Raw genomic sequence first — 21,935 nt, forward strand, 5'->3', positions numbered from 1 at the left:
ATCGGGGTGATCACTCTTCCGGGGGGTGCGGGCGCAATTCGTGGACGAAGTCCTCGAAATCATCGGCGGCCTGGAAATTCTTGTAGACGCTGGCAAAGCGCACATAGGCGACGGTGTCGATCCGCGCCAAAGCCTCCATGACGATCTCGCCGATCTTCTTGGACTGAATATCCGTCTCGCCCATGCTTTCAAGGCGGCGGACAATGCCCGAGATCATCTGATCGATACGCTCGGGGTCGATCGGGCGCTTCTGCATCGAAATGCGGATCGAGCGCTCCAGCTTGTCCCGGTCGAAGTCTTCGCGTTTGCCGTTGGTCTTGACCACCACCAGATCGCGCAGCTGCACCCGTTCGTAGGTCGTGAAACGCCCGCCACAGGCCGGGCAGAAGCGGCGGCGACGGATCGACACGTGATCCTCTGCCGGGCGCGAATCCTTGACCTGAGTATCGATATTTCCGCAAAACGGGCAGCGCATCAGCCAGTCCCCTTCATGATCAATGCCTGTAGATTGCGCCTGACCCGGCGCAGTTATCCACAACTATAGGACAGCCTCAACAGTTTGGGTAGAGGCGAAATCACACCGCTAGATCAAGCAGTTCAGGCAAGATGCGCCGCAACCTTGCGCCGGTGCGGCGCGTCGCGGTGCTCAAACAGGTAGACCCCCTGCCAGGTGCCCAGAACAGCCGCGCCATCCGTGACCGGGATCGACAGGCTGACCGGCATCATCGCCGCCTTGATATGGGCGGGCATGTCATCGGGGCCTTCGTAGGTATGGCGCAGATAGGACATCGAAGGGTCCGTGCTGGGCGGCACCAGCCGGGCAAAATAGGCCCGAAGATCCGTCTGCACCTCGGGGTCAGCGTTTTCCTGTATCAGTAGGGAGCAGGAAGTGTGCCGCACGAACAACGTCAGCAACCCCTGCCGCACACCGCAGGACCCAACCCAGAACTGAAGCTCGCGGGTGAATTCGTAAAGGCCCTGCCCGGCCGTTTCGATCTGGAATTCGGTTTGCATGAGGACAGCATTGCCGCAGGACGCGCTGCTTCACAAGGGTCGTTACGAAGTGATCAGGGGCGCCGGAAGAAAGGATCGTCGAACCGGTCATAGCAGTAGTTGCGGGCGGTGGCGGCGTTCAGGTTGTAGCCCGGCTTTTTCACCGACAGGGAATACCCTTTTTCCGTACTCGCTCCCGGCGGCGGGGTCAGCGCGAATTTCACCGACTTTCTGCCGGGGCGGTTGACCGAAGGGCCGACGCCCTCCCAGACATAGATCCGCTGGGTGGCGCTGGTACGCAGCTGCGATATGGCAAAATCCCCGATCCCACACCAGTAATCCTGCGCCGAGGTGCCGACCCGGCTCACCACTTCCCAGACACCCTCTTCGACAGGCAGCACTTCGTGGCGGTTCCAAGACCACCAGGCCTGCACCGAGACTGATTGCGCGGTAACAGGCTGCACCGCAAGGGCTGTCGCAAAGGCCAAGGCAGGCCAGAACATCGGTTTCATCGGTCTACTCCCCTGTTGCGTCACCAGAAGTATAGCACAGGCCCGCTGTTCGGCGACCTCAGCCGGTTCGCCAGCGCCCGTCAGCGGGTCAGAAACCCGTCGGCAATTGGTGACAGAATGACAGGGCTGCGCGCACCTGCATCGCATCGCCGACGTTCAGGCGGTTGATCGGCGGATTAGTGATAGGCTCCGCTCCCGCCAGCATATTCACATCGAGCGTGAACTGCACCGCAGAGCGGCGGTTGGTGGTTTCGCTGGGTCCCATGGCGCGGGACACATAAACCATTGCCGACATCGGCGCGCCAAGCGCACGCACGGCATAATCCCCAGCGCCACACCAATAGTCCAATCCGGTCCCGCCTGCGATCGGAACGACCTCGAACACCTGCTCCGATACCGGATTGACCCGCGCCGACTTGCGGCTCGTAAAGGCGTCAGCCGCCCCGGCAAGGCCAAGAGCCGCCGAGGCCGAAAAGACGACCACTGCAAATGAAAATCTTCGCGCCATTGCGACACCCTCCAATACCGTCAAGTTCTATTCCTGACACGGTATGATCCTAGGGCCAGCCCCGCTTCGCGCCAGCCCCGGGGCTATCACGCTCTCGTGTATCTGTCGCTTCGAACGTGGCGCGCCCACCGGCCTGCGTATCAGGGACGGATCGGACGCTGGTTGCAATAGGTTCTGGCCTGCTGGACCGACATGGAGTCGCCGGGACGGATGCCAAAGGTGAACCAACCGCGATCCGTACCCAGCCCGGCGACCTGATCAGCCGAAAGGGTGAATTGCACGGCAGACCTCTTACCTGTGGTGACGCTTTCACCGCGCCCACGCAGGACATAAATCGGGTCGCGCCAATCGGCCCCAAGCACACGACGAGCATATTCGGAGGCCCCGCACCAGAATTCCTCAACAGTGCCAGAACTGCGCGGAACGACTTCGAACACCGTGTCACTCACGGCATTCACCTGCACCCCATTGGCAAGCGTGAAGGCCTGCCCGACGGAGGGAGACAGGAGAAAAAGGGCGCACCCGAGGCTGGATAGAAAATTCTTCATGGCAGGAAATCCGTTGTTTTCTCAAACATAGGGATCCCCGTCGGCAGAACCAAGGGGCGGCGCACTCACTTAGAGAAGATCAGCAAAGAGCTGCTTTAGTTCGCATTCCGCAGCAGGTACGCGGCCGTCGGCACATCCAGCTCCCCAGACGGGCCGGGATCAGTTGCGTTTGGGAAAGGGAATGATCTGCGCGCTTTGCTGTGTGCCGAGTGTCTGTTCCAGAATGGCCAGAACTTCGGGTTTCGGTGTCTTTCCCTTGGTCGGGCTGAACCGGCTTCGTGCCTGCTCCCGCAGCATGCTGCGCGCGGTATCGCCATCGATTTCCTGCAAGCGTTCGCCCTGATCCTTCAGAACCTCCAGCATGAACTGGTTGGCCTCGGTCAGGTTCTTGAGATGCAGCAGCTTTTCCTCAAGTTCACTCAGAGCGGCGGTGGTTCCCCGGTTTGCAGACATCATTTCCCCCGAAATGCAAAGTTCCTTAACCAAAAGTTTACGCAGCTCCCCCGCCAAGGGCAAGGATCAGGGTAAAGAGATGGTTAACGACGTGCGCAGGCCCGTCGCCCTTCCCGCGAGATGCCTGCACGGGAAGGGCATTCAACGCCTTTCGGAAGAAAGAAAAAGGCGCCGTGAGGGGCGCCTTTTTGATCACTGGTCGAGGAAGCTGCGCAGCTTGCGGCTGCGGCTGGGATGCTTGAGCTTCCGCAGCGCTTTCGCTTCGATCTGACGGATCCGTTCGCGGGTCACGCTGAACTGCTGACCGACCTCTTCGAGCGTGTGGTCGGTGTTCATGCCGATGCCAAAACGCATCCGCAGGACGCGTTCCTCGCGCGGGGTGAGCGAGGCCAGAACCCGGGTGGTGGTTTCCTTGAGGTTTTCCTGAATGGCGCTGTCGAGCGGCAGCACGGCATTCTTGTCCTCGATGAAATCGCCCAGTTGGCTGTCTTCCTCGTCGCCGATGGGCGTCTCGAGAGAGATCGGCTCCTTGGCGATCTTCATCACCTTGCGGACCTTCTCAAGCGGCATCTGCAGTTTTTCGGCCAGTTCTTCCGGCGTCGGCTCGCGGCCGATCTCGTGCAGCATCTGACGGCCGGTGCGGACCAGCTTGTTGATCGTCTCGATCATATGCACAGGGATACGGATGGTGCGCGCCTGATCCGCGATACTGCGCGTGATCGCCTGACGGATCCACCAGGTTGCATAGGTGGAGAACTTGTAACCGCGGCGGTATTCGAACTTGTCCACCGCCTTCATCAGGCCGATGTTGCCTTCCTGAATGAGGTCGAGGAACTGCAGGCCGCGGTTGGTGTATTTCTTCGCGATGGAGATCACGAGACGCAGGTTCGCCTCGACCATTTCCTTCTTGGCCTGACGCGCCTCTTTTTCACCCTTCTGCACCTGCTGCACAATGCGGCGGAATTCGCTGATGTCGAGACCGACATACTGGCCGACCTGCGCCATGTCAGCGCGCAGCTCTTCCACCTTGTCGGTGGAGCGTTCGATGAACATCTGCCAGCCCCGCCCCGGTTTCGCGGACATATCCGCCAGCCAGTTCGGATCCAGCTCGCGGCCACGGTATTCCTCGACGAATTCGCGACGGTTGATCCGGGCCTGGTCAGCCAGCTTCACCATGGCGCTATCGATCTGCATCACGCGGCGGTTGATGCCGTAAAGCTGATCGATCAGGGCTTCGATACGGTTGTTGTGCAGGTGCAGACCATTCACCAGTTCCACGATCTCGGACCGCAGCTGTTGGTAGGTCTTTTCGTCCTGCGCGCTGAACGATCCGTCCTCATTCAGAGTGGCCGAAATCCGGCTGTCCTGCATTTCGCTCAGCTGAGCGTAATCCGAGGAGATCTGCTCCAGCGTGGTCAGCACGCGATCCTTGAGCGCAGCCTCCATCGCAGCCAGGGACATATTGGCCTGTTCGTCCTCGTCATCGTCGTCATCGCTGGCAATCGGGTTGCCGTCGGCGTCGAGTTCGGGCCCCTTGTCTTCCTTGGCGGGTTTGGCGGCATCGGACACCGCACCGGTGTTCACCACCGGTTCGGCAACTTCGCCCTCTTCGTCCATCTGGTTGCCAAAGGTGGCCTCAAGATCGATGACGTCGCGCAGCAGAATGTCTTCGGACAGGAGTTCGTCGTGCCAGATGGTGATCGCCTGGAAGGTCAGCGGGCTTTCGCAGAGGCCCAGGATCATCGTATTCCGGCCGGCTTCGATCCGCTTGGCGATGGCGATCTCGCCTTCGCGGCTCAGCAGTTCGACAGAGCCCATTTCGCGCAGGTACATGCGGACCGGGTCATCGGTGCGGTCCAGTTTTTCCGCTGCCGCCCCGGCCACCGCGACTTCGCGGTTGGATTCGGTCGTCACCAGTTCGGTCGAGCCTTTGTTCTGCTCTTCCTCTTCGGCCTCTTCATCCTCGATGATATTGATGCCCATTTCGGAGAGCATCGACATCACGTCCTCGATCTGCTCCGAGCTGACCTGATCCGGCGGCAGGACCTGATTGAGCTGATCGTAGGTGATGTACCCCTTCTCGCGGGCCTCCGCGATCATCTTCTTGACCTGGGCCTGACTCATGTCCAGAGAGATTTCGGCTTCCTGATCGTCAGGTTTGCGGTCGTCGGTGTCTTTGGCGGCCATTCAATGCTCCTCTAAGAGGCTGGGGCGATTCGGGTATCGCGAATCATTAGCGCGAACTTCTGATTCGTCACCCCGTTTACCCAATTTTCTTTCGCTCTTCCTTAGGAAAACACCCTTTTGTCGAAAGGTGTGTCATTTCTCGGAAAAGCCGATTCGGTCCAGAAGGGCGCCAAATGCATCGCGTTCCTCGCGATCCAGACGGGCGCCGTTCTCGCCAACGTCATATTGTGCCCTGTCTTCATTTTCACTTCGCACGGCCCTGTTCCGCGCCTCGGCGGCCTGCTTCAACCGCCAGGTCAAAGCCTCGTCCGCAAGACCGCCCAGGTCCTCCTCCGCCTCGGCCAGTTCCGCGTCCAGCCCGCGCAGGGCTTCGAGTTTCGGGAACTCTTCGGCCAGTGTCAGCCGGGCAGCCTCAGCATCGCCGGGTTTGCGCAGGCAGGGGATAATTGCCACATGGCGAAGGGCTAAGAGATTTTCAAGAGCGTGCGGGCCTAGGCTGTATTCGATTTCTTCTTTCAGCCGCTCCGGTGCGTCGATGCCATAGCGCAGGACCATGTCGCGCAGGGCCGCCAGATCCGGATCGGTGCACAGCATCCGCTCCAGATTGGTTTCGAACTCATGGACCACCGCGGGGGTGGTGATCACGGTGGCCAGAATGACGGCCTCACGTGCGCGGGCCAGGCCTGCCTCATCCGATCCGGCCAGCAGCGAGCTGCGGGTGCTGGCCAGTGGGGTCAGAACCGCTCCCGGTCCGCGCCAGGGCGGTCGCGCTCCGTCGCGAAAGCCTCGCCCGCCCTTGGGGCTGCTGCCCGTCGGGGAAAACCCTTCGCTGCGCTGCGGACGGTTGCCGCGGAACAGCTGCCAGCGCAGCTCCTTGATATCCTCGCCATAGTGCTGGCGGATGGAGGGGTCTCGGATCAGGCGGATCTTTTCGCGCAGCGCCTTGTCCAGCGCCGCCTTGCGTTCGGGGCTGTCGAACACCCGCCCTTCGGTTTCGCGCTGCCACAGCAGTTTCACCATCGGCATTGCCTGTTCCAGCACCGCCTGCACCGCGGCGGGGCCTTCGCTGCGGATCATATCGTCGGGATCCTTGCCCTCCGGCATGATCGCAAAACGCAGGGATTTCCCAGCCTCGAGACGCGGCAGCGCCAGATCAATCAGCCGCATGGCCGCGCGGATACCCGCCTTGTCGCCATCAAGGGCGATCACGGGCTCATCCGACATCCGCCACAGCATCTGCAGCTGATTTTCGGTAATCGCCGTGCCCAGCGGCGCCACGCAGGAAGCAAAGCCGCCTTCTGACAAAGCGATCACATCCATATAGCCTTCGGCCACGATCAGTGGCGTGTCCCGCCCAGCGGCGGCGCGGGCCGGGCCGTGATTATACAGGCTGCGCCCCTTGTCGAAGAGCTCGGTTTCGGGAGAGTTCAGGTATTTGGCGTTGTCATTCGGGTCCATCGCGCGACCGCCAAAGGCAATCGCCCGTCCCCGCGCATCGCGGATCGGGAACATGATCCGGTTGCGGAAGGTGTCATAGGGTTTGCCGCCCTTGCTTGAGGGCTTGGCAAGCCCAGCCGCCATGATCAGGTCCTCGGGCACGCTTTTGCCGCGCAGATGATCCCAAAGCCCCTGCCAACCATCGGGGGCAAAGCCGATCTGCCAGCGCTCCAGCGCCTCACCGGTCAGGCCACGTCCCGCCAGATAGGCGCGCGCGGCGGTGCCACCCTGAGTGTTCAGTTGCAGGCGGAAGAATTGCACCGCCTGTTCCATCACCTCGGCCAGCTGGCTGCGGCGGTCCTGTTTCTGCTGCGCCTGCGGGTCGCGCCGGGGCATCTCCATGCCCGCCTCCCCCGCGAGGATCTCAACCGCCTCCATGAAACCGACGTTTTCGGTTTCCTGCACGAATTTCAGCGCATCACCTTTGGCCTGACAACCAAAGCAATAGTAGAAGCCCTTGCGGTCATCGACGTGGAAACTGGCGGATTTTTCGTGATGGAACGGACATGGCGCCCACATGTCGCCCTTGCCCATGTTGGATTTGCGCTGATCCCACATGACCTTGCGCCCGACCACAGCGGTGAGGCTGGTCCGGGTACGTAATTCATCCAGAAAACCGGGCGGCAGAGACATGTCAGTTCGATTGCAGCTGTTTTTTCATCGCCTGAATCTGATCCCAGTTTTCCAGGCACTGCTCTTCAAAGGTGGCGCCAAGGTCCACCTTGCGCAGATCGCGGCGTTTCATTGAGTAGACATGCGCGGTCAGTTGCGGGATCGCCTTGGAATACTGTTCCGGCCACTCCGGATTGTCCGCCAGAATCGTCTGTTCCACCTTTTCCTGCCGCACCCGGTCCATCCGCGCCTGCTGCACGGCGGCCATTACCTGCCCTTGATACCTGCAGCTTTCCTCTTTGCTTTCAGCGGCATAGGACGGTGCGGCGAGCAAGGCAGCCAGAATGGCTGCGACAGGGGTCGCGACGGGAAGAATGCGGATCATAGATACGCTCCGGGAATCAGTTGGTGATCCCGGAAGACTACCCCCGCGCGGCGACGGCTTCCATGGCTGTTTTCAGATCGTGCACTAGCGTGCGCGCCAGAGAGCGGAACACCATGATCTGGAAATTGTCCGCGCCAATGCGCGTGACCGAGGCCATCATGTGACGCAATTCGGTACGCGCTGTGTGGCCGCGCTTAAAGCTCTGCACGCGCAGATCGATGGGACACAGCCGAGCCAGGACGTCTTCAGCCCCTGCCCCTTCAAGCCGCACCACGGCCCAGGCATCGCTTTGATCCGTCAGCGCAGCATGGTCGGCCAGCGTCGCATCTGGCTGAGGCCCGGCCAGCAGCGCCATGTTCCGACCGAACCAGATGGCTCGGCTGCCCGCCTTGCCGGTGCTGCGTCCCGGCGCCGGGAGTTTCATGCCATGGGCGGCCTCAAGCGCCGCATCCAATGCCTGATCCTGGCCGTTGAACACCGCGATGGAGGTCAGATGGCCCAGATCCTCTTCGCTCAGCTTCAGTTTACCAACGGTGACCGGCAGCAGACCGTCACAGGGGCTTTTTGCAGTCAGTTCAGCCACGGGCACGCTCTCCTTCCGGGTCATAGAATTGCGGTTCAACCACTTCGCACAGGGTGTCGATGCCACGCATGTGATCGACCAGACGCACGGTATCGCCGATCCGTTTCGCTCCCTTCGTCAGGAAGGCCAGTGCAATGGAATGCCCCAGCGTGGGCGAGAACCCGGCCGAGGTGACATAGCCCTGATCGTGCACCCGCTCGACCGGGTCCTCGGGATTGAACAGATGCGCCCCGGCGGTGAGTTGCTTGACCGCGCCGACGGGTTTGAGGCCAACCATCTGCATGCGATCCTCTGCCATCAGCCCTTCGCGCTGGGACATGGGCTTGCCAAAGAAGTCCTTCTTCTTGGACATCATGCCCTGCAGACCAAGGTCAAAGGCCGTCACGGTGCCATTGATCTCGGCATGGGTGATAAAGCCCTTTTCGATCCTGAGGACATTCAGCGCCTCCATGCCGTAGGCGCCACCGCCTGCAGCCTCGGCGCGCGAGACCAGCTCACGGAACAGGGCATCGCCATAGCGGGCCGGAACCGCCAGTTCATAGGCTTCCTCGCCGCTGAAGGAGATGCGGAACAGCCGCCCCGCGACGCCCATCACCGAGACCTCGCCACAGGCCATGAAGGGCCAGCTTTCGCTGTCTATCTCACTGTCGAGAAGACCATTCAGCAGCGCCCGTGCCTTGGGACCGGCGACGGCAAACTGCGCCCATTGTTCGGTGACCGAAGCGATGCGCACATCCCAGTCGGGGCGCAGGACCTGCATCACATATTCCAGATGCGCCATCACCTGGCCGGCACCTGAGGTGGTGGTGGTCATTACGAAATGCTCGTCGCCCAGCCGCGCGGTGGTGCCATCGTCCATGACAAAGCCATCTTCGCGCAGCATCAGACCATAGCGCGTTCGCCCGACCTTCAGGGTCGAGAACATGTTGGTATAGACGTAATCCAACAGCTTGCCCGCGTCGGGGCCCTGAATGTCGATCTTGCCCAGGGTCGACACATCGCAGATGCCCACATGATTGCGCACATATGTGACTTCGCGGTCGCAGGACTGACGCCAGTTCGTCTCCCCGTGTTTCGGGAAATAAGCGGCCCGGTACCACAGGCCGACTTCCAGCTGCTGCGCGCCACGTTCATCGCTTGCCTGATGCGAGGTCAGGTGGCGCTGCGGCTTGAAGCCCTGCCCCTCGGCGCCCGCGCCCATGGCACCGATGCTGACCGGCACGAAAGGCGGACGGAAGGTGGTTGTGCCGGTTTCAGGGATGCTGCGCCCAGTAGCATCAGCCAGTACCGCCAGCGCCGCCACGTTCGAATTCTTGCCCTGATCGGTCGCCATACCTTGGGTGGTGTAGCGTTTCATATGCTCGACCGAGCGGAAGTTCTCCCCGGCGGCCTGTTTCACATCCTTGACGGTAACGTCGTTCTGGAAATCGAGCCAGGCGCGCCCCTTGCCCGGCACCGCCCACAAGGGGGTGATACGATAGGGATCATCCTCGGCCTGCGGCAGATCCGCAGAGACCACCTTGAGGCCCAGCGCCTCAAGCGCAGCACTTGCCGCTGCAGCGCCTTCGCGCAGGGCACCGGCAGTGGAGAACTCGCCATTGCAGGCCCCCGCTGTCACCAGACCCGGTACGCTGCCCTCGCGCGGCACAAAGGCGGCGATATCTCGGCGCCAGACCGGGCGGGCATTCAGATGGCAGGTCAGATGCACCGACGGGTTCCAGCCGCCCGACATCGCAAGGCAATCGGTCTGGATCTTTTCCTCTCCGGCGACCGAGCGCACGGTAATGCTTTCCAGCCGCTTGCGCCCGCCTGCATCGCAAACCTGCGCGCCCTTCATCACCGGGAAAAGATCACTTCCCGGCGCATCGTGGCGGCTGTCGATCAGCGCCGCTACATGCACGCCTGCCTGCGCCAGATCACGGGCGGTGCGGTGCGCATCGTCGTTATTGGCAAAGATGGTAACCCGCTCCCCCGGGGCAACGCCCCAGCGGTTGAGGTAGGCCCGCACCGCGCTGGCGGTCATGATGCCGGGGCGGTCGTTGTTGCGGAAGGCAACCGGACGCTCGATCGCGCCGGCCGCCAGTACCGCGTGTTTGGCGGCGATACGCCAGAAACATTCGCGCGGCAGATGGCATTCCTTCAGCGAATGACGGCGCGGCATGTGGTGGGCGACACGCTCCAGCGCGCCATAGGTGCCCTGATCATAGGCGCCGGTCACTGCTGTGCGCGGCATCAGGCGCACATTGTCCATCTCCGACAGCTCTTTCAAAGCGTCCTTTGCCCAGAGGTTGGCAGGCTTGCCGTCGATGTCTTCCTGTTCTGCCAGAAGACGCCCGCCCATGCGGCTGTCCTCTTCGGCCAGGATTACATCGGCGCCCGCGCGCCCCGCCACCAACGCCGCCATCAGACCCGCAGGCCCCGATCCGATCACCAGAAGATCGCAGAAGGCATAGGCTTTCTCGTAGCAATCCGGATCGGCCGCGCCGCTGAGTGCACCAAGCCCCGCCGCGCGGCGGATCATCGGCTCATACAGCTTTTCCCAGAAGGCTGTCGGCCACATGAAAGTCTTGTAGTAGAACCCCGCGCCCAGGAACGGCGCCGCCAGATCATTGACCGCCATCAGGTCCGTCTCGACCGAAGGCCAGCAATTCTGGCTGCTAGCGCTCAGCCCTTCGAACAGCTCCTGCGTGGTGGCCCGCACGTTGGGATCGGCGAATTCGCCGCTGCCCACGGTGACCAGCGCGTTCGGCTCTTCGCTGCCAGCGGTGAGGATGCCACGCGGGCGGTGGTATTTGAACGACCGGCCCACCAGATGCACGCCATTGGCCAGCAAGGCCGAAGCCAGCGTGTCCCCTTCGAGCCCCATCATGTGGCGACCGTTGAAAGAGAAGGTGACCGGCTTTGCGCCCTCGACCAGCCCCTTGCCGGGCAATCTCATACTCATGCCGCACCTCCCAGACCCGCGTCCGAGGCCAGTGTCACCTCAAGGATCTCATGGCTTGCGGTATTGCGCAGCACCTTCAACCAGGCGCCGCAGCCCATTTCGTGATACCAAAGCTCTTCCAGCGGGCCTGCCGGGTTTTCCCGCAGGTTCACGTGCTGGTGCCAGACGTCCAGATCCGCATCCGCTGCGGGCTGCTCCAGCGCCGCACCGCGATAGTAGAATTCGCGGCGGTCCCGCTCTCCGCAATTCGGGCAGGTGATCCTCATGACTGCCGCTCTCCCGTGGTTCTGATCCGTATTCCGTTCATCTGTGTTGCCGCTGTTCGCCGCGTCGCGGGGTCAATGCAGGTTATGCTGAGCACCGGTCCCCTCCTCATCCATGAGTCCGACGCCGGTGCGGAAACGATCCAGTTTGAACCGGGTAGCCGCGCCATGCGGGCGGTCGGTGGCAATAAGATGCGCGTAGACATTTCCGGAGCCCGGCGTTGCCTTGAAGCCGCCGTAGCACCAGCCGCAATTGAGATAGAGCCCGTCGATGGGCGAATGGTCGATGATGGGTGAGCCGTCCGGCGTCATATCCATGATGCCGCCCCAGCTGCGCAAGAGCCGTGCCTTGCCCACCGCAGGCACCATGGCCATGCAGGTTTCCATAGTGTGTTCCACCATCGGCAGGTTCCCCCGCGCCGCATAGGAGCTGTAGAAATCAAGATAGCTGCCAAAGACCAGCCCGCCCTTGTCGGACTGGCTGATATACAGATGCCCCTCGGCAAAGGTGATGACGTTGTCGATGATCGGCTTCACCCCTTCGGAAACGAAGGCCTGCAAGACGTGGCTTTCGATCGGCAGGGTCAGCCCCGCCATTGCCGCCACCTGACCGGAGCGCCCGGCGGCAGCCATCGCGACCTTCTTGGCCCGGATCGGCCCGCGCGCGGTCTGCACCCCCGTGACGCGTCCGTTTTCAACGTCGATACCGGTGACTTCGCAGTTCTGGATCAGATCGACCCCGCGCATGTCGGCGCCACGGGCAAAGCCCCAGGCCACCGCATCGTGGCGCGCAGTGCCGGCTCGGCGCTGCAGCAGACCGCCCATGATCGGAAAGCGGTTGTTGTCGAAGTTGAGGAAAGGCGCCATGCGGCGCACGCCTTCGCGGTCCAGAAGTTCCGCATCGTCCCCCTGATTGACGATGGAGTTGCCCCGCCGAACGATGGCATCGCGCTGGCCGTCGTTGTGAAACAGGTTGATGATCCCGCGCTGCGACATCATCGCGTTATAGTTCAGCTCCTGCTCCAGGCTTTCCCACAGGCGCAGGGAGTGAGAGTAGAATTCGGAGTTGCCCGGAAGGTAGTAGTTGGCGCGCACGATGGTGGTGTTGCGCCCTACGTTGCCACCGCCGATATAACCACGCTCCAGCACCGCGACATTGGTAATACCGTGCTCAGCGGCCAGATAGTAAGCCGTCGCCAGACCGTGGCCACCGCCGCCGATGATGATCACATCATATTCGCGCTTGGGCTCGGGATCGCGCCAATGCGGACGCCAGCCCTTGTTGCCGGTCAGCCCTTCCTTCAGCACCCGCCAACCCGAAAACCGCATCTGTGACCTCCACCTTTCAGTCCCGCCCTCGCTGCGCATGTATGGCGCCGCAGGCTCTATCGTAGTGCTAGCGATTTTACCGGGCGGCTCCTACCCCTTTTTCGACAGAAAGCCCCGGAACCGCGCATCGCACTGGCCGCAATGCACCCTTTCTGGGCAGGTCTGTCTAGTCCTCAATACGACAGATCGTGACGCAACTGGACCAAGGTGCAAATTCCCACACTGCCGTGGCCGCATCAGTAAGCCCTCCACACACAGAAACGGCGGGCACAGGGCCCGCCGCAAGATTGCGATCAGCTGTTTGCGAGAAATGCCCCTTACAACCCCTTGGCGCGGTAGCTAGCAGCGACTTTTTCGATCGAGACCAGATAGGCGGCAGTGCGCAGATCCATCACGTCGTCGCGGTCATGCCAGACCTCGCGCATCGACTGGTAGGCGATACGCATGGTATCATCGAGGCCGGAACGCACCAGCTCAAGCTCATCGGCACCGCGCAGATACCTCTGTTTGAAATCCGGGCTTGGCGACCAAGTCTTGCCCAGCGCCTCGCTCAGACTCTCCATCTGGTCCACCACCAGTTGGTGGCGCGCCTCTTCCTGACGGCGCTGCATACGGCCAAAGCGGATGTGGCTGAGGTTCTTGACCCATTCAAAGTAAGAGACCGTCACGCCGCCCGCGTTGGCGTACATGTCGGGAATGATCACCGTCCCCTTGTCGCGCAGCACCTCATCCGCACCGGCGGTGACCGGGCCATTCGCGGCCTCAATGATCAGCGGCGCCTTGATGCGGGCGGCGTTGGACATATTGATGACACCTTCCAGCGCCGCCGGGATCAGGATGTCGCAGTCCTGCTCCAAAAGCGCGGCACCATCGGCGGTATGGGTGGCGTCGGGATACCCGGAGATGCCGCCATGTTTGACGATCCAGTTGCGCACGGCCTCCACGTCCAGCCCCTCTTCGCGGTGCAGGGCACCGTCGCGTTCGATGATCCCGGTAATGAGGGCTCCATCTTCCTCGCTCAGGAACTTGGCGGCGTGATAGCCCACGTTGCCAAGCCCCTGCACAATGACGTGCTTGCCATCGAGGGTGCCCGACAGGCCCGCCTTGGCAATATCCTCGGGGTGGCGGAAGAACTCCCGCAGGGCGTATTGCACGCCGCGCCCCGTTGCCTCGACCCTGCCAGCGATCCCGCCAGCATTGAGGGGCTTGCCGGTGACGCAGGCACGAGAGTTGATATCGGTGGTGTTCATGCGCGCATACTGGTCGGCAATCCAGGCCATTTCGCGTTCACCGGTGCCCATGTCGGGCGCCGGAACGTTCTGGCTGGGGTGGATCAGATCGCGTTTCGCCAACTCATAGGCAAAACGGCGGGTGATCAGCTCCAGCTCGTGCTCTTCGTATTCGCGCGGATCGATGCACAGACCGCCCTTGGAGCCGCCAAAGGGCGCTTCGACCAGGGCGCATTTATAGGTCATCAGCGCCGCCAGCGCCTCGACCTCGTCCTGATTGACGCCCATGGCATAGCGGATACCGCCCTTGACCGGCTCCATATGTTCGGAATGCACCGAGCGATAGCCGGTGAAGGTATGGATTTTGCCGCGCAGGCGCACGCCAAACCGCACCGTGTAGGTCGCGTTGCAAACCCGGATCTTTTCCTCAAGCCCCGGCGGCAGGTCCATGATGGAGACCGCCCGGTTGAACATCAAATCGACGCTCTCGCGGAAACTGGGTTCGTTCTGGCTGCTCATGCTCGCTTCTCCGTGCTTTATTGCGCGACTCGTGATGAAACTTAAGGCAACTCTATGCACGGATGTTTAAGGCATGCGACCTTTTTGACCATTCCCATCCAAAAGAATCATCTTTGCAACTTTTGGTCAGCGATTCGCTCTTTGGTCTAACCGGCACTTTTTCCCAAACCGAAACAATCTACCGCCCCTCACCTAGCATTGATTAAGCGGGTGGTAACAATTGTTAAGGTTTTACCCCTGTCGTGCCCCATTTCCGCCATCTTCCCCAAGCAATCATAAACGCCAGCCACCAAAATCCGAAGACCGTCGTCCGAAACAGAACGGGCATAGGGGATGTGTAATATGAGTGTGCGTCGCAGAGCCGCAAAAGATATCAGTAAGGACGTCCTGACCCGGCAGATGGCCCGGACGCGCGCCTTTGCACGGGATGACAGCGGTGCCATGGCCGCGCCAACCATTTTCTTCTTTCTGGCCATGCTGGCCGTTGGCGGCATCGGTATCGACCTGATGCGGATGGAGCGCGACCGGACGGTTCTGCAATACACGCTGGACCGCGCGGTGCTGGCGGCTGCCGATCTGGATCAGCCACTGGCCCCCGAAGTGGTGGTGCAGGATTACCTGAGCAAAGCCGGAATGGAAGAATACTATCAACCGCCTCAGGTCTCTCAGGGGCTCGGCTACAAAAGTGTCGAAAGCACGATCAACACGACCTTCAATGCCCACCTGCTGAAGTTCTCTGGTGGCGGTGACATGCCGATGTACGCCAATTCGCGCGCCGAAGAGACCATCGGCAGCGTAGAGATTTCCATGGTGCTGGATATCTCTGGCTCGATGAACTCGAACCGGCGGCTGATCAACCTCAAGTCCGCCGCGCATAGTTTCATCGATCAGATCACCCAGAACACCAACACCGACAACCTGTCGATCTCGATCATTCCCTATGCCACCCAAGTCAACGCGGGCGAAGCGCTTCTGAGCAAGTACAACGCAGGCTTCGATGACCTTCCTGCAAGCGAATGGAACTATTCGCACTGCGTGAACTTCGTCTACGATCAATACGCCAAGACAACGCTGGATCCGACAGAACGACTTGAGCGTACGGCACATTTCGACCCGTTCACCTATTCCGAGAACATGATCGCCCGCCCGGTCTGCCCGACACGTGACGGATCGGCCATCCTGCCGTTCACCAACGATCCGACCACCCTGCACAATTACATCGACGGGCTGACAGCCTGGGGTAATACCTCGATCGATATCGGTATGAAATGGGGCTCTGCCCTGCTCGATCCGACCGCGCGGCCGGTGGTCAACGCACTGATTGACGATGGCGAGATCGAAGCGCAGTTTTTGAACCGCCCGACCGAGTACAACAACGGCGACACGCTGAAGATCATCATTCTGATGTCCGATGGCGAGAACACCAACCAATACATGATGAACCCTTCGCGCCGCAGCACCATGTCAGATGTCTGGTACAACGCTGAAACTGGGCGCTACTCCGTCTACCACTCCAATGGCACGAAAAATTACTACTGGCCGCACAAGAACGACTGGTACGACCATCCCTACGGCAATGGCACCCACACTGTATGCGATTACTACTACGGCAATCCCTACAACTGCAGAGATGAGGCGGAGCCCGGTACAGCCGTGCAGCTGAAGTACCATGAGCTTTTCGCGCGGGCCTCGCTCGCATGGAACGCGCGCTACAACTACGAGTTCAGTTCCAGCGCCTGGGCAGACTGGTACAATGCCGGAACGTATTTCCACAATCGCGTAGCCAAAGACCAGCACACCAAGAATATCTGCGACCGCACCCGGGACAAGGGCGTGATGATCTACACCGTTGGCTTCGAAGCACCGCGCAACGGGACTCGCGTGCTGGAAGACTGCGCCAGCTCGCCCGCACATTTCTTTGATGTGGACGGGCTGGAAATCTCCGAGGCCTTTGCCTCGATCGCCACCTCCATCCGCCAGCTGAGGCTGACCCAATGATCCGCCACATGCATACCGCCCTTACGCGTTTCCGCCGTCAGGACGACGGCAGCGCCACGCTGGAATTCGCCATCATCATCCCGGCCTTCCTGATGATCCTGATGTCCACCGTTGAGCTGGGTCTGGTCAATATCCGCCAGTCGCAGCTGGAGCGGGCACTGGATCAGACGGTACGCGAGCTGCGCCTTTCAACGGGCGAACCGGCGCAACATGACGCAATCCGCGACCGTGTATGCGACCTGTCAGGTTTCATCGAGAATTGTGCCACCTCCCTGCGTCTGGAGATGGTCAGCCAGGATCCCTTTAACTGGACCGGCATCAACCCCGAACCCGACTGCGTCAGCCGCATCGAAGACGTGCAGCCAGTGCGCACATTCACAAACGGGCAGTCAAACGAGCTGATGCTGATCCGCGCCTGCATGAAATTCCGTCCGATTTTCTCCGATTGGGGGCTGGGCGGAGATCTGGGCAAGGATGCGGACGGCCGTGTCAGCCTTTTTGCCGCGTCAGCCTTCGTTCAGGAACCGAGGTAAGCCATGTTCAAAGCCCTGCGTCACCGCCTGAAATCCTTCTGTCGCGACAGCGAAGGCTCGGTCTCGGTTGAATTCGCGCTTTATGCGCCGCTTCTTCTGGGAACCTTTGCGGCCTTTTACACCTTCTTTGATGCCTTCCGGCAGGAAAGCATGAACCTGAAGGCGGCCTACACGATCTCAGACCTGATCTCGCGCGAGACCAATTATATCAACGACACCTATCTGGACAGTATGTACGCCATGGCCGGGCTGCTGATCCGCGGTGACAGCTCGCTTGGAATGCGGGTATCTGTCGTGCGCTGGGATGAAGCAGACCAAAGCTATTACGTGGACTGGTCCAAAGTGCGCGGTGGTGGCTACGAGGAATGGACCGATGCCACCATCCATCTGGTTAAGGACGATCTGCCGTCGATGCCCGATCAGGAGCGCGTGATCCTGGTGGAAACCAACAACACAGTGGAACCGGCCTTCCGCATCGGCATTCCGACGATGGACATCAACAATTTCGTCTTCACCCGCCCGCGTTTTGCGCCGCAGGTCGTCTTTGTCGAAGACAAGGCCAACGGCAACAGCCATAACGACAATTCGATGGGCCTCTGAACCCGCCTCTGGCCGGAACGGGTTAGTCAGATAACAACAGGAGAGAACGCGCGCTCTGTGTCAGCGCGCTCAGCCCTCTAGGTCAGCACCCATATCGCGCCGGGCGATCATGGCCGCCAGGATTTCCGACATAGCCTTGCTTTGCGAGCCCGGCGTCACCCCACCAATTCCGATCCGGCGCCCCATGCGCCACCAGAGGCCTGGCATCCAGGCGCGGGAACCCGGGGTTTTCCGGCGCATCAGAAACCCGTTCGAAGGCTTGAAGGCAAAGAAACCGCGATCGATGGTTTCGATATCCGCAACCCGTGCAATCTCGGTCCCGTCCGTGCAGCGCAACACCTCTTCAGTGAGCTCGATCCGATAGGCCGTCGCCTGCCACATGCGCACCGCCAGCCACAGGGCGGCGCAGCCAACCACCAGAAGAAACACCAACCATGCTGCCGAGGGCGGCGTGGAAAAGGCCACGTAGATCAGGATAATCCCCACCGAAGCCAGCATCCCTACTCCCATGACACGCCGGGGACCGGATGCCTCGATCTTTGCCACCACCTCGTCATTCATGCGCCTGTCTCCTGCACTGTGCTCTAGCGCGGCATAGCCTGAAATGGCGCAGGCGAACAGCCCTGCGATGCAATGCGACCCTCGGCGGGCCGGTATTGCGCATTTGCGCACAGTGCCTCTCCCACCATCGTGATTTGCGGGCAGCCCAAACCCCTCTATCTGTACATCAAAGCGAAAAGGCCAGGAGACTCCAAATGTCCATCAGACCGATTGTCGAGACCCGCAACGCCATGCCGACCATGGAAGGCGCCGGTGTAAAGCTGCACAGGGCCTTTGGATTTCATGACCCCAGCGAACTGGATCCGTTCCTGCTGTTCGATGACTTCCGCAATGAGCACCCGCAGGACTATATGCGCGGCTTTCCCTGGCACCCCCACCGCGGGATCGAGACCATCACCTATGTGCTCTCCGGCACGGTGGAGCATGGTGACTCGCTTGGTAACACCGGCACGCTGGGCGCTGGTGACGTGCAATGGATGACCGCGGGATCCGGCATCCTGCACCAGGAGATGCCCAAGGGGAACATCAACGGCCAGATGCACGGTTTTCAGCTGTGGGGCAACCTGCCCTCCAGCCAGAAGATGACCGATCCGCGCTATCAGGATGTCGAAGGCAAGGAGATCCCCGAGATCATCGACGATGACGGCACCCGCGTCAAAGTCATCGTGGGCGAATTCTGGGGTAAGACCGGCCCGGTGGATGGCATCGCCGCAGACCCGCAGTATCTCGATATCTTCGTGCCTGCTGGGGTCAAGAAGACCTTCAAGATCGACACCTACCGCCGCGCCTTTGCCTATATCTTCGAAGGTCAAGGCGCCTTTGTGGATGCATCCCGCCCACAGGGTATTCTGCTGGAAAAAGAAGTCGCAGGCGAAGAACTGCACATCCGCGACATGTCTGGAGACCGCACCCTGGTGCGTTTTGGCACTGGCGAAGAGATCACCGTTCAGGCCGGTCCCGAAGGTCTGCGCTTCCTGCTTATTTCCGGCGCGCCGATCGAAGAGCCGGTGGCCTGGCATGGCCCGATCGTGATGAATACCCAAGCCGAGCTGCGTCAGGCCTTCCGCGATCTGAACAACGGCACCTTCATCAAACCGGCGCACTGAGCCCGGCCCCTACCCTGCCTCCGATCCATCCGGGGGCAGGCCAAACCGGCAGATCAGGCCGCGACGGCCTTGCGCACCATGTCCCAGTAGATCGTCTCGACCTCCTGCAACGACAGGCGGCCGCCGGTGCGATACCAGGTCATGACACCATTCAGCATCGCGATCACCGCCAGCGTTGCGATCTTGGTGTCAGGGATCCGGAACACACCCTCCTCCACGCCTTGCTTCAGCACCGCCTCTAGCGCGTCCTCATAGTTGCGACGCATGGTTTCGATGACGGCGAAGTTCTCATCTGACAGGTTGCGCAGCTCCATGTAGGCGATGAAGACCGCATCTGGCCGCTCCATATGGAAGCGAATGTGAAACCGCACGAAACGTTCCAACTCCCCCAGCGCGTCCTCCACCGCTGGATCCGCCTGCCAAGCCTCCATCAACTCACTCATGTGGCGCTGCATCAGGCTGAACAGCAGGCTTTGCTTGTCCGGCGTATAGTTATAAAGCGCCCCGGCCTGCACCCCGACCTCTGCCGCGATCTGGCGCATCGACACGGCGGCGTAGCCATGCTGTGCAAACAGCCGCAGCGCCGCCGACTGAATGCGCGGGCCGGTGATATCGGAGTGTGAGCCTTGAGTACGTGCCATGCGCTCAAAGCTAACTGAACATTTGTTCAGATAAAAGCCCCGCTTGTGCCCTTGTCTGCAATTGTGCATCAAGGAGGCGCGCGTAAGCGAGAAGGACCCGCCTGATGCTTCAACTCTCCGTGAACCGATGATGCCTCTGCGCCTTACCCATATCTCCCTTCTCGGCCTGCTGTCTGCAGCCATAGCGGTTGCGGCCTGTACCCGGGTGCCGGAAATCGAGGACAGACTGTCCCCGGATATGCGCTCGGCCAGTTATCCGCCGCTCCTGCCCGTAGACCAGTTGGTTACCCCTCTGCCGGTCCCCGAAGAGCAAAGCAGCGATCTGGAGCAGGAGATGGCGGCCCGCACCGCGCGCCTGCAGGCCCGGGCAGAAGAGCTCAGGAAAGCCCAGAACTGAGCCATTTGCGCCTCTGACGCCACCCTTTCCATTTTCTGAGACCGCTTTCCGGCGCCACTCGGTCCGGCGCCGTTGCACCGCTGCGCCGAACCCGCTAAGGCGGGGCAAAGATTATGTGACAAAGGATCTCCAGCTATGACAGAGCCGCTTCGCCTTGGGATTGCAGGTTTGGGCACGGTCGGCGTCGGCGTGGTAAGAATCATCCGCCGCCAGGCCGAACTGCTGGAGGCGCGCACAGGCCGCCCTGTTGTGATCACCGCTGTATCAGCCCGTGACGCGGCCAAGGACCGCGGCGTTTCGCTGTCCTCCTATGCCTGGGAATCCGATCCCGTCGCGCTGGCAAAACGCGACGATATCGACGTTTTTGTCGAACTGATGGGCGGCCACGAAGGCGCTGCCAAAGAGGCGACCGAGGCGGCGCTGGCCGCTGGCAAGGACGTTGTCACCGCAAACAAGGCGCTGCTGGCGATCCACGGTCAGGCTCTGGCCGAACAGGCCGAGGCCGCAGGCCGCGTGATCCGTTTCGAAGCCGCCGTCGCAGGCGGTATCCCGGTTATCAAATCCCTGACCGAGGGCCTTGCCGGCAACGAAATCACCCGCGTCATGGGCGTGATGAACGGCACCTGCAACTACATCCTGACTCGGATGGAGCATTCCGGCTTGCCCTATGAAACGGTCTTCAAGGAAGCCGACGATCTGGGCTATCTCGAAGCTGACCCGACGCTGGACGTGGGCGGCATCGACGCCGGGCATAAACTGGCGCTGCTTGCCGCGATTGCCTTTGGCACCAAACCGGCCTTTGACGATGTGCAACTGGAAGGCATCCAGCGGATCGCCATCGAAGACATCCGCCACGCCGCCGACATGGGCTTTAGGATCAAGCTTCTGGGCGTCGCGCAGACCTCAGCCCGCGGGCTGGAACAGCGCATGGCACCTTGCCTGGTGCCCGCGAATTCGCCGCTGGGCCAGCTGGAAGGTGGCACCAACATGGTGGTGATCGAAGGCGATGCCGTCGATCAGATCGTACTGCGCGGCCCCGGTGCCGGCGAGGGCCCGACCGCCAGCGCCGTGCTCGGCGATATCTGCGATATCGCGCGGGGTCTGCGCATTGCTACCTTTGGTCAGCCCGCCGCCACCCTGCAGGAGGCGCCCTCGGCCATGTCCGGCCTGCCCGCGCCCTATTATCTGCGCATGGCGCTTCAGGACAAACCCGGTGCCCTGGCCAAGGTTGCCGCGGCGCTTGGCGATGCGGGCGTATCTATCGACCGGATGCGCCAGTACGGCCATTCCGAAACAATCGCCCCGGTTCTGATCGTGACCCACAAATGCACCAGCGCCATGTTGGACGATGCCCTTGCCGGTCTGGCAGCCACTGGCGTCGTCGATGGCGCGCCTGTGGCCCTGCGTATCGAAGAGCTCTGAGGCGACGCCCTGCCCTCATCCAGAAGGCAGAACCATGAAATACCGCGCGGAATGGCCACGGAACTGGTCCAATCCGCGCGATCATCCCTTGCCCGCAGCGCCCTGCGCGGGGTAT

At 61.3% G+C, this 21,935-nt stretch carries 22 protein-coding genes; 6 read left to right on the plus strand and 16 right to left on the minus strand.

What is annotated here, in order from left to right:
* Positions 1-10: 10 nt before the first annotated feature.
* From nrdR to SM763_RS04285, 14 genes are all read right to left on the minus strand, one after another.
* Positions 11-475 (minus strand): transcriptional regulator NrdR, encoded by a 465-nt coding sequence (nrdR, locus tag SM763_RS04220; RefSeq protein WP_065270909.1) that lies wholly within the window; start codon positions 473-475, stop codon positions 11-13.
* A 122-nt stretch (positions 476-597) separates the two neighbouring features.
* On the minus strand, positions 598-1,014 hold the full coding sequence (locus tag SM763_RS04225) for a secondary thiamine-phosphate synthase enzyme YjbQ (RefSeq protein ID WP_368997684.1): 417 nt from the start codon (positions 1,012-1,014) through the stop codon (positions 598-600).
* A 53-nt stretch (positions 1,015-1,067) separates the two neighbouring features.
* A complete protein-coding gene (locus tag SM763_RS04230; protein ID WP_274828253.1) occupies positions 1,068-1,505 on the minus strand; it encodes a hypothetical protein in 438 nt (145 codons plus the stop codon).
* 88 nt (positions 1,506-1,593) lie between these two features.
* Positions 1,594-2,013 (minus strand): hypothetical protein, encoded by a 420-nt coding sequence (locus SM763_RS04235; RefSeq protein ID WP_368997685.1) that lies wholly within the window; start codon positions 2,011-2,013, stop codon positions 1,594-1,596.
* Positions 2,014-2,153: 140 nt separating this feature from the next.
* Positions 2,154-2,561 (minus strand): hypothetical protein, encoded by a 408-nt coding sequence (locus SM763_RS04240; protein ID WP_065270912.1) that lies wholly within the window; start codon positions 2,559-2,561, stop codon positions 2,154-2,156.
* Positions 2,562-2,720: 159 nt separating this feature from the next.
* Positions 2,721-3,014: a hypothetical protein gene (locus tag SM763_RS04245; protein ID WP_065273528.1), complete on the minus strand. Its 294-nt coding sequence runs from the start codon at positions 3,012-3,014 to the stop codon at positions 2,721-2,723.
* 192 nt (positions 3,015-3,206) lie between these two features.
* On the minus strand, positions 3,207-5,201 hold the full coding sequence (gene rpoD, locus SM763_RS04250) for an RNA polymerase sigma factor RpoD (RefSeq protein WP_065270913.1): 1,995 nt from the start codon (positions 5,199-5,201) through the stop codon (positions 3,207-3,209).
* Positions 5,202-5,333: 132 nt separating this feature from the next.
* Complete coding sequence (dnaG, locus tag SM763_RS04255; protein ID WP_368997687.1) at positions 5,334-7,331, minus strand: DNA primase; 1,998 nt, start codon at positions 7,329-7,331, stop codon at positions 5,334-5,336.
* A gap of 1 nt (position 7,332) precedes the next feature.
* Entirely contained in the window at positions 7,333-7,695 is a 363-nt protein-coding gene (locus SM763_RS04260; protein ID WP_274836026.1) for a hypothetical protein, read from the minus strand.
* Between the two features lie 37 nt (positions 7,696-7,732).
* Positions 7,733-8,278: a sarcosine oxidase subunit gamma gene (locus tag SM763_RS04265; protein WP_274836027.1), complete on the minus strand. Its 546-nt coding sequence runs from the start codon at positions 8,276-8,278 to the stop codon at positions 7,733-7,735.
* Positions 8,271-11,216, minus strand: a complete 2,946-nt coding sequence (locus SM763_RS04270) for a sarcosine oxidase subunit alpha family protein (RefSeq protein ID WP_368997837.1) — start codon at positions 11,214-11,216, stop codon at positions 8,271-8,273. The genes SM763_RS04265 and SM763_RS04270 overlap by 8 nt, the downstream gene beginning before the upstream one ends.
* A 2-nt stretch (positions 11,217-11,218) precedes the next feature.
* Positions 11,219-11,488, minus strand: coding sequence for a sarcosine oxidase subunit delta (locus SM763_RS04275; RefSeq protein ID WP_065270917.1), 270 nt, complete (start codon positions 11,486-11,488; stop codon positions 11,219-11,221).
* Positions 11,489-11,560: 72 nt separating this feature from the next.
* On the minus strand, positions 11,561-12,814 hold the full coding sequence (locus SM763_RS04280; RefSeq protein ID WP_065270918.1) for a sarcosine oxidase subunit beta family protein: 1,254 nt from the start codon (positions 12,812-12,814) through the stop codon (positions 11,561-11,563).
* A 317-nt stretch (positions 12,815-13,131) separates the two neighbouring features.
* Positions 13,132-14,562, minus strand: a complete 1,431-nt coding sequence (locus tag SM763_RS04285; RefSeq protein WP_368997689.1) for a Glu/Leu/Phe/Val family dehydrogenase — start codon at positions 14,560-14,562, stop codon at positions 13,132-13,134.
* Between the two features lie 342 nt (positions 14,563-14,904).
* On the opposite strand from SM763_RS04285, the gene SM763_RS04290 reads away from it, so the two are divergent.
* The 3 genes from SM763_RS04290 to SM763_RS04300 are packed head-to-tail and all read left to right on the plus strand — an operon-like array spanning position 14,905 to position 17,693.
* Positions 14,905-16,560 carry a TadE/TadG family type IV pilus assembly protein gene (locus SM763_RS04290; protein WP_368997691.1) on the plus strand — a complete coding sequence of 552 codons (1,656 nt, stop codon included), beginning with the start codon at positions 14,905-14,907 and terminating at the stop codon, positions 16,558-16,560.
* 8 nt (positions 16,561-16,568) lie between these two features.
* Entirely contained in the window at positions 16,569-17,093 is a 525-nt protein-coding gene (locus tag SM763_RS04295; protein WP_237028419.1) for a TadE/TadG family type IV pilus assembly protein, read from the plus strand.
* 3 nt (positions 17,094-17,096) lie between these two features.
* Positions 17,097-17,693: a TadE/TadG family type IV pilus assembly protein gene (locus SM763_RS04300; protein WP_274832402.1), complete on the plus strand. Its 597-nt coding sequence runs from the start codon at positions 17,097-17,099 to the stop codon at positions 17,691-17,693.
* Positions 17,694-17,762: 69 nt separating this feature from the next.
* Here SM763_RS04300 and SM763_RS04305 read toward each other — a convergent pair whose 3' ends face one another.
* A complete protein-coding gene (locus tag SM763_RS04305) occupies positions 17,763-18,254 on the minus strand; it encodes a hypothetical protein (RefSeq protein ID WP_065270923.1) in 492 nt (163 codons plus the stop codon).
* 194 nt (positions 18,255-18,448) lie between these two features.
* Here SM763_RS04305 and SM763_RS04310 point away from each other — a divergent pair, with 194 nt between their 5' ends.
* Entirely contained in the window at positions 18,449-19,360 is a 912-nt protein-coding gene (locus SM763_RS04310; protein ID WP_368997693.1) for a pirin family protein, read from the plus strand.
* A gap of 53 nt (positions 19,361-19,413) precedes the next feature.
* Here the strand turns inward: SM763_RS04310 and SM763_RS04315 are convergent, their stop codons facing one another.
* The gene (locus tag SM763_RS04315) at positions 19,414-20,001 is read right to left on the minus strand and encodes a TetR/AcrR family transcriptional regulator (protein WP_274836029.1); all 588 of its coding nucleotides are present in this window, start codon (positions 19,999-20,001) and stop codon (positions 19,414-19,416) included.
* 130 nt (positions 20,002-20,131) lie between these two features.
* Here SM763_RS04315 and SM763_RS04320 point away from each other — a divergent pair, with 130 nt between their 5' ends.
* On the plus strand, positions 20,132-20,398 hold the full coding sequence (locus SM763_RS04320; protein ID WP_274832399.1) for a hypothetical protein: 267 nt from the start codon (positions 20,132-20,134) through the stop codon (positions 20,396-20,398).
* Between the two features lie 135 nt (positions 20,399-20,533).
* Positions 20,534-21,820, plus strand: coding sequence for a homoserine dehydrogenase (locus SM763_RS04325; RefSeq protein ID WP_368997695.1), 1,287 nt, complete (start codon positions 20,534-20,536; stop codon positions 21,818-21,820).
* Positions 21,821-21,935 lie beyond the last annotated feature (115 nt).

The sequence above is a fragment of the Pseudophaeobacter sp. C1-32P7 genome, from assembly GCF_041008775.1.
Classification (GTDB): Bacteria; Pseudomonadota; Alphaproteobacteria; order Rhodobacterales; family Rhodobacteraceae; genus Phycobacter; species Phycobacter gallaeciensis_A.

Coding starts and splice junctions, on each gene's coding strand:
- nrdR (WP_065270909.1), bottom strand. CDS start 475: ATGCGCTGCCCGTTTTGCGGAAATATCGATACTCAGGTCAAGGATTCG.
- SM763_RS04225 (WP_368997684.1), bottom strand. CDS start 1,014: ATGCAAACCGAATTCCAGATCGAAACGGCCGGGCAGGGCCTTTACGAA.
- SM763_RS04230 (WP_274828253.1), bottom strand. CDS start 1,505: ATGAAACCGATGTTCTGGCCTGCCTTGGCCTTTGCGACAGCCCTTGCG.
- SM763_RS04235 (WP_368997685.1), bottom strand. CDS start 2,013: ATGGCGCGAAGATTTTCATTTGCAGTGGTCGTCTTTTCGGCCTCGGCG.
- SM763_RS04240 (WP_065270912.1), bottom strand. CDS start 2,561: ATGAAGAATTTTCTATCCAGCCTCGGGTGCGCCCTTTTTCTCCTGTCT.
- SM763_RS04245 (WP_065273528.1), bottom strand. CDS start 3,014: ATGTCTGCAAACCGGGGAACCACCGCCGCTCTGAGTGAACTTGAGGAA.
- rpoD (WP_065270913.1), bottom strand. CDS start 5,201: ATGGCCGCCAAAGACACCGACGACCGCAAACCTGACGATCAGGAAGCC.
- dnaG (WP_368997687.1), bottom strand. CDS start 7,331: ATGTCTCTGCCGCCCGGTTTTCTGGATGAATTACGTACCCGGACCAGC.
- SM763_RS04260 (WP_274836026.1), bottom strand. CDS start 7,695: ATGATCCGCATTCTTCCCGTCGCGACCCCTGTCGCAGCCATTCTGGCT.
- SM763_RS04270 (WP_368997837.1), bottom strand. CDS start 11,216: ATGAGATTGCCCGGCAAGGGGCTGGTCGAGGGCGCAAAGCCGGTCACC.
- SM763_RS04275 (WP_065270917.1), bottom strand. CDS start 11,488: ATGAGGATCACCTGCCCGAATTGCGGAGAGCGGGACCGCCGCGAATTC.
- SM763_RS04280 (WP_065270918.1), bottom strand. CDS start 12,814: ATGCGGTTTTCGGGTTGGCGGGTGCTGAAGGAAGGGCTGACCGGCAAC.
- SM763_RS04285 (WP_368997689.1), bottom strand. CDS start 14,562: ATGAGCAGCCAGAACGAACCCAGTTTCCGCGAGAGCGTCGATTTGATG.
- SM763_RS04290 (WP_368997691.1), top strand. CDS start 14,905: ATGAGTGTGCGTCGCAGAGCCGCAAAAGATATCAGTAAGGACGTCCTG.
- SM763_RS04295 (WP_237028419.1), top strand. CDS start 16,569: ATGCATACCGCCCTTACGCGTTTCCGCCGTCAGGACGACGGCAGCGCC.
- SM763_RS04300 (WP_274832402.1), top strand. CDS start 17,097: ATGTTCAAAGCCCTGCGTCACCGCCTGAAATCCTTCTGTCGCGACAGC.
- SM763_RS04305 (WP_065270923.1), bottom strand. CDS start 18,254: ATGAATGACGAGGTGGTGGCAAAGATCGAGGCATCCGGTCCCCGGCGT.
- SM763_RS04310 (WP_368997693.1), top strand. CDS start 18,449: ATGTCCATCAGACCGATTGTCGAGACCCGCAACGCCATGCCGACCATG.
- SM763_RS04315 (WP_274836029.1), bottom strand. CDS start 20,001: ATGGCACGTACTCAAGGCTCACACTCCGATATCACCGGCCCGCGCATT.
- SM763_RS04320 (WP_274832399.1), top strand. CDS start 20,132: ATGCCTCTGCGCCTTACCCATATCTCCCTTCTCGGCCTGCTGTCTGCA.
- SM763_RS04325 (WP_368997695.1), top strand. CDS start 20,534: ATGACAGAGCCGCTTCGCCTTGGGATTGCAGGTTTGGGCACGGTCGGC.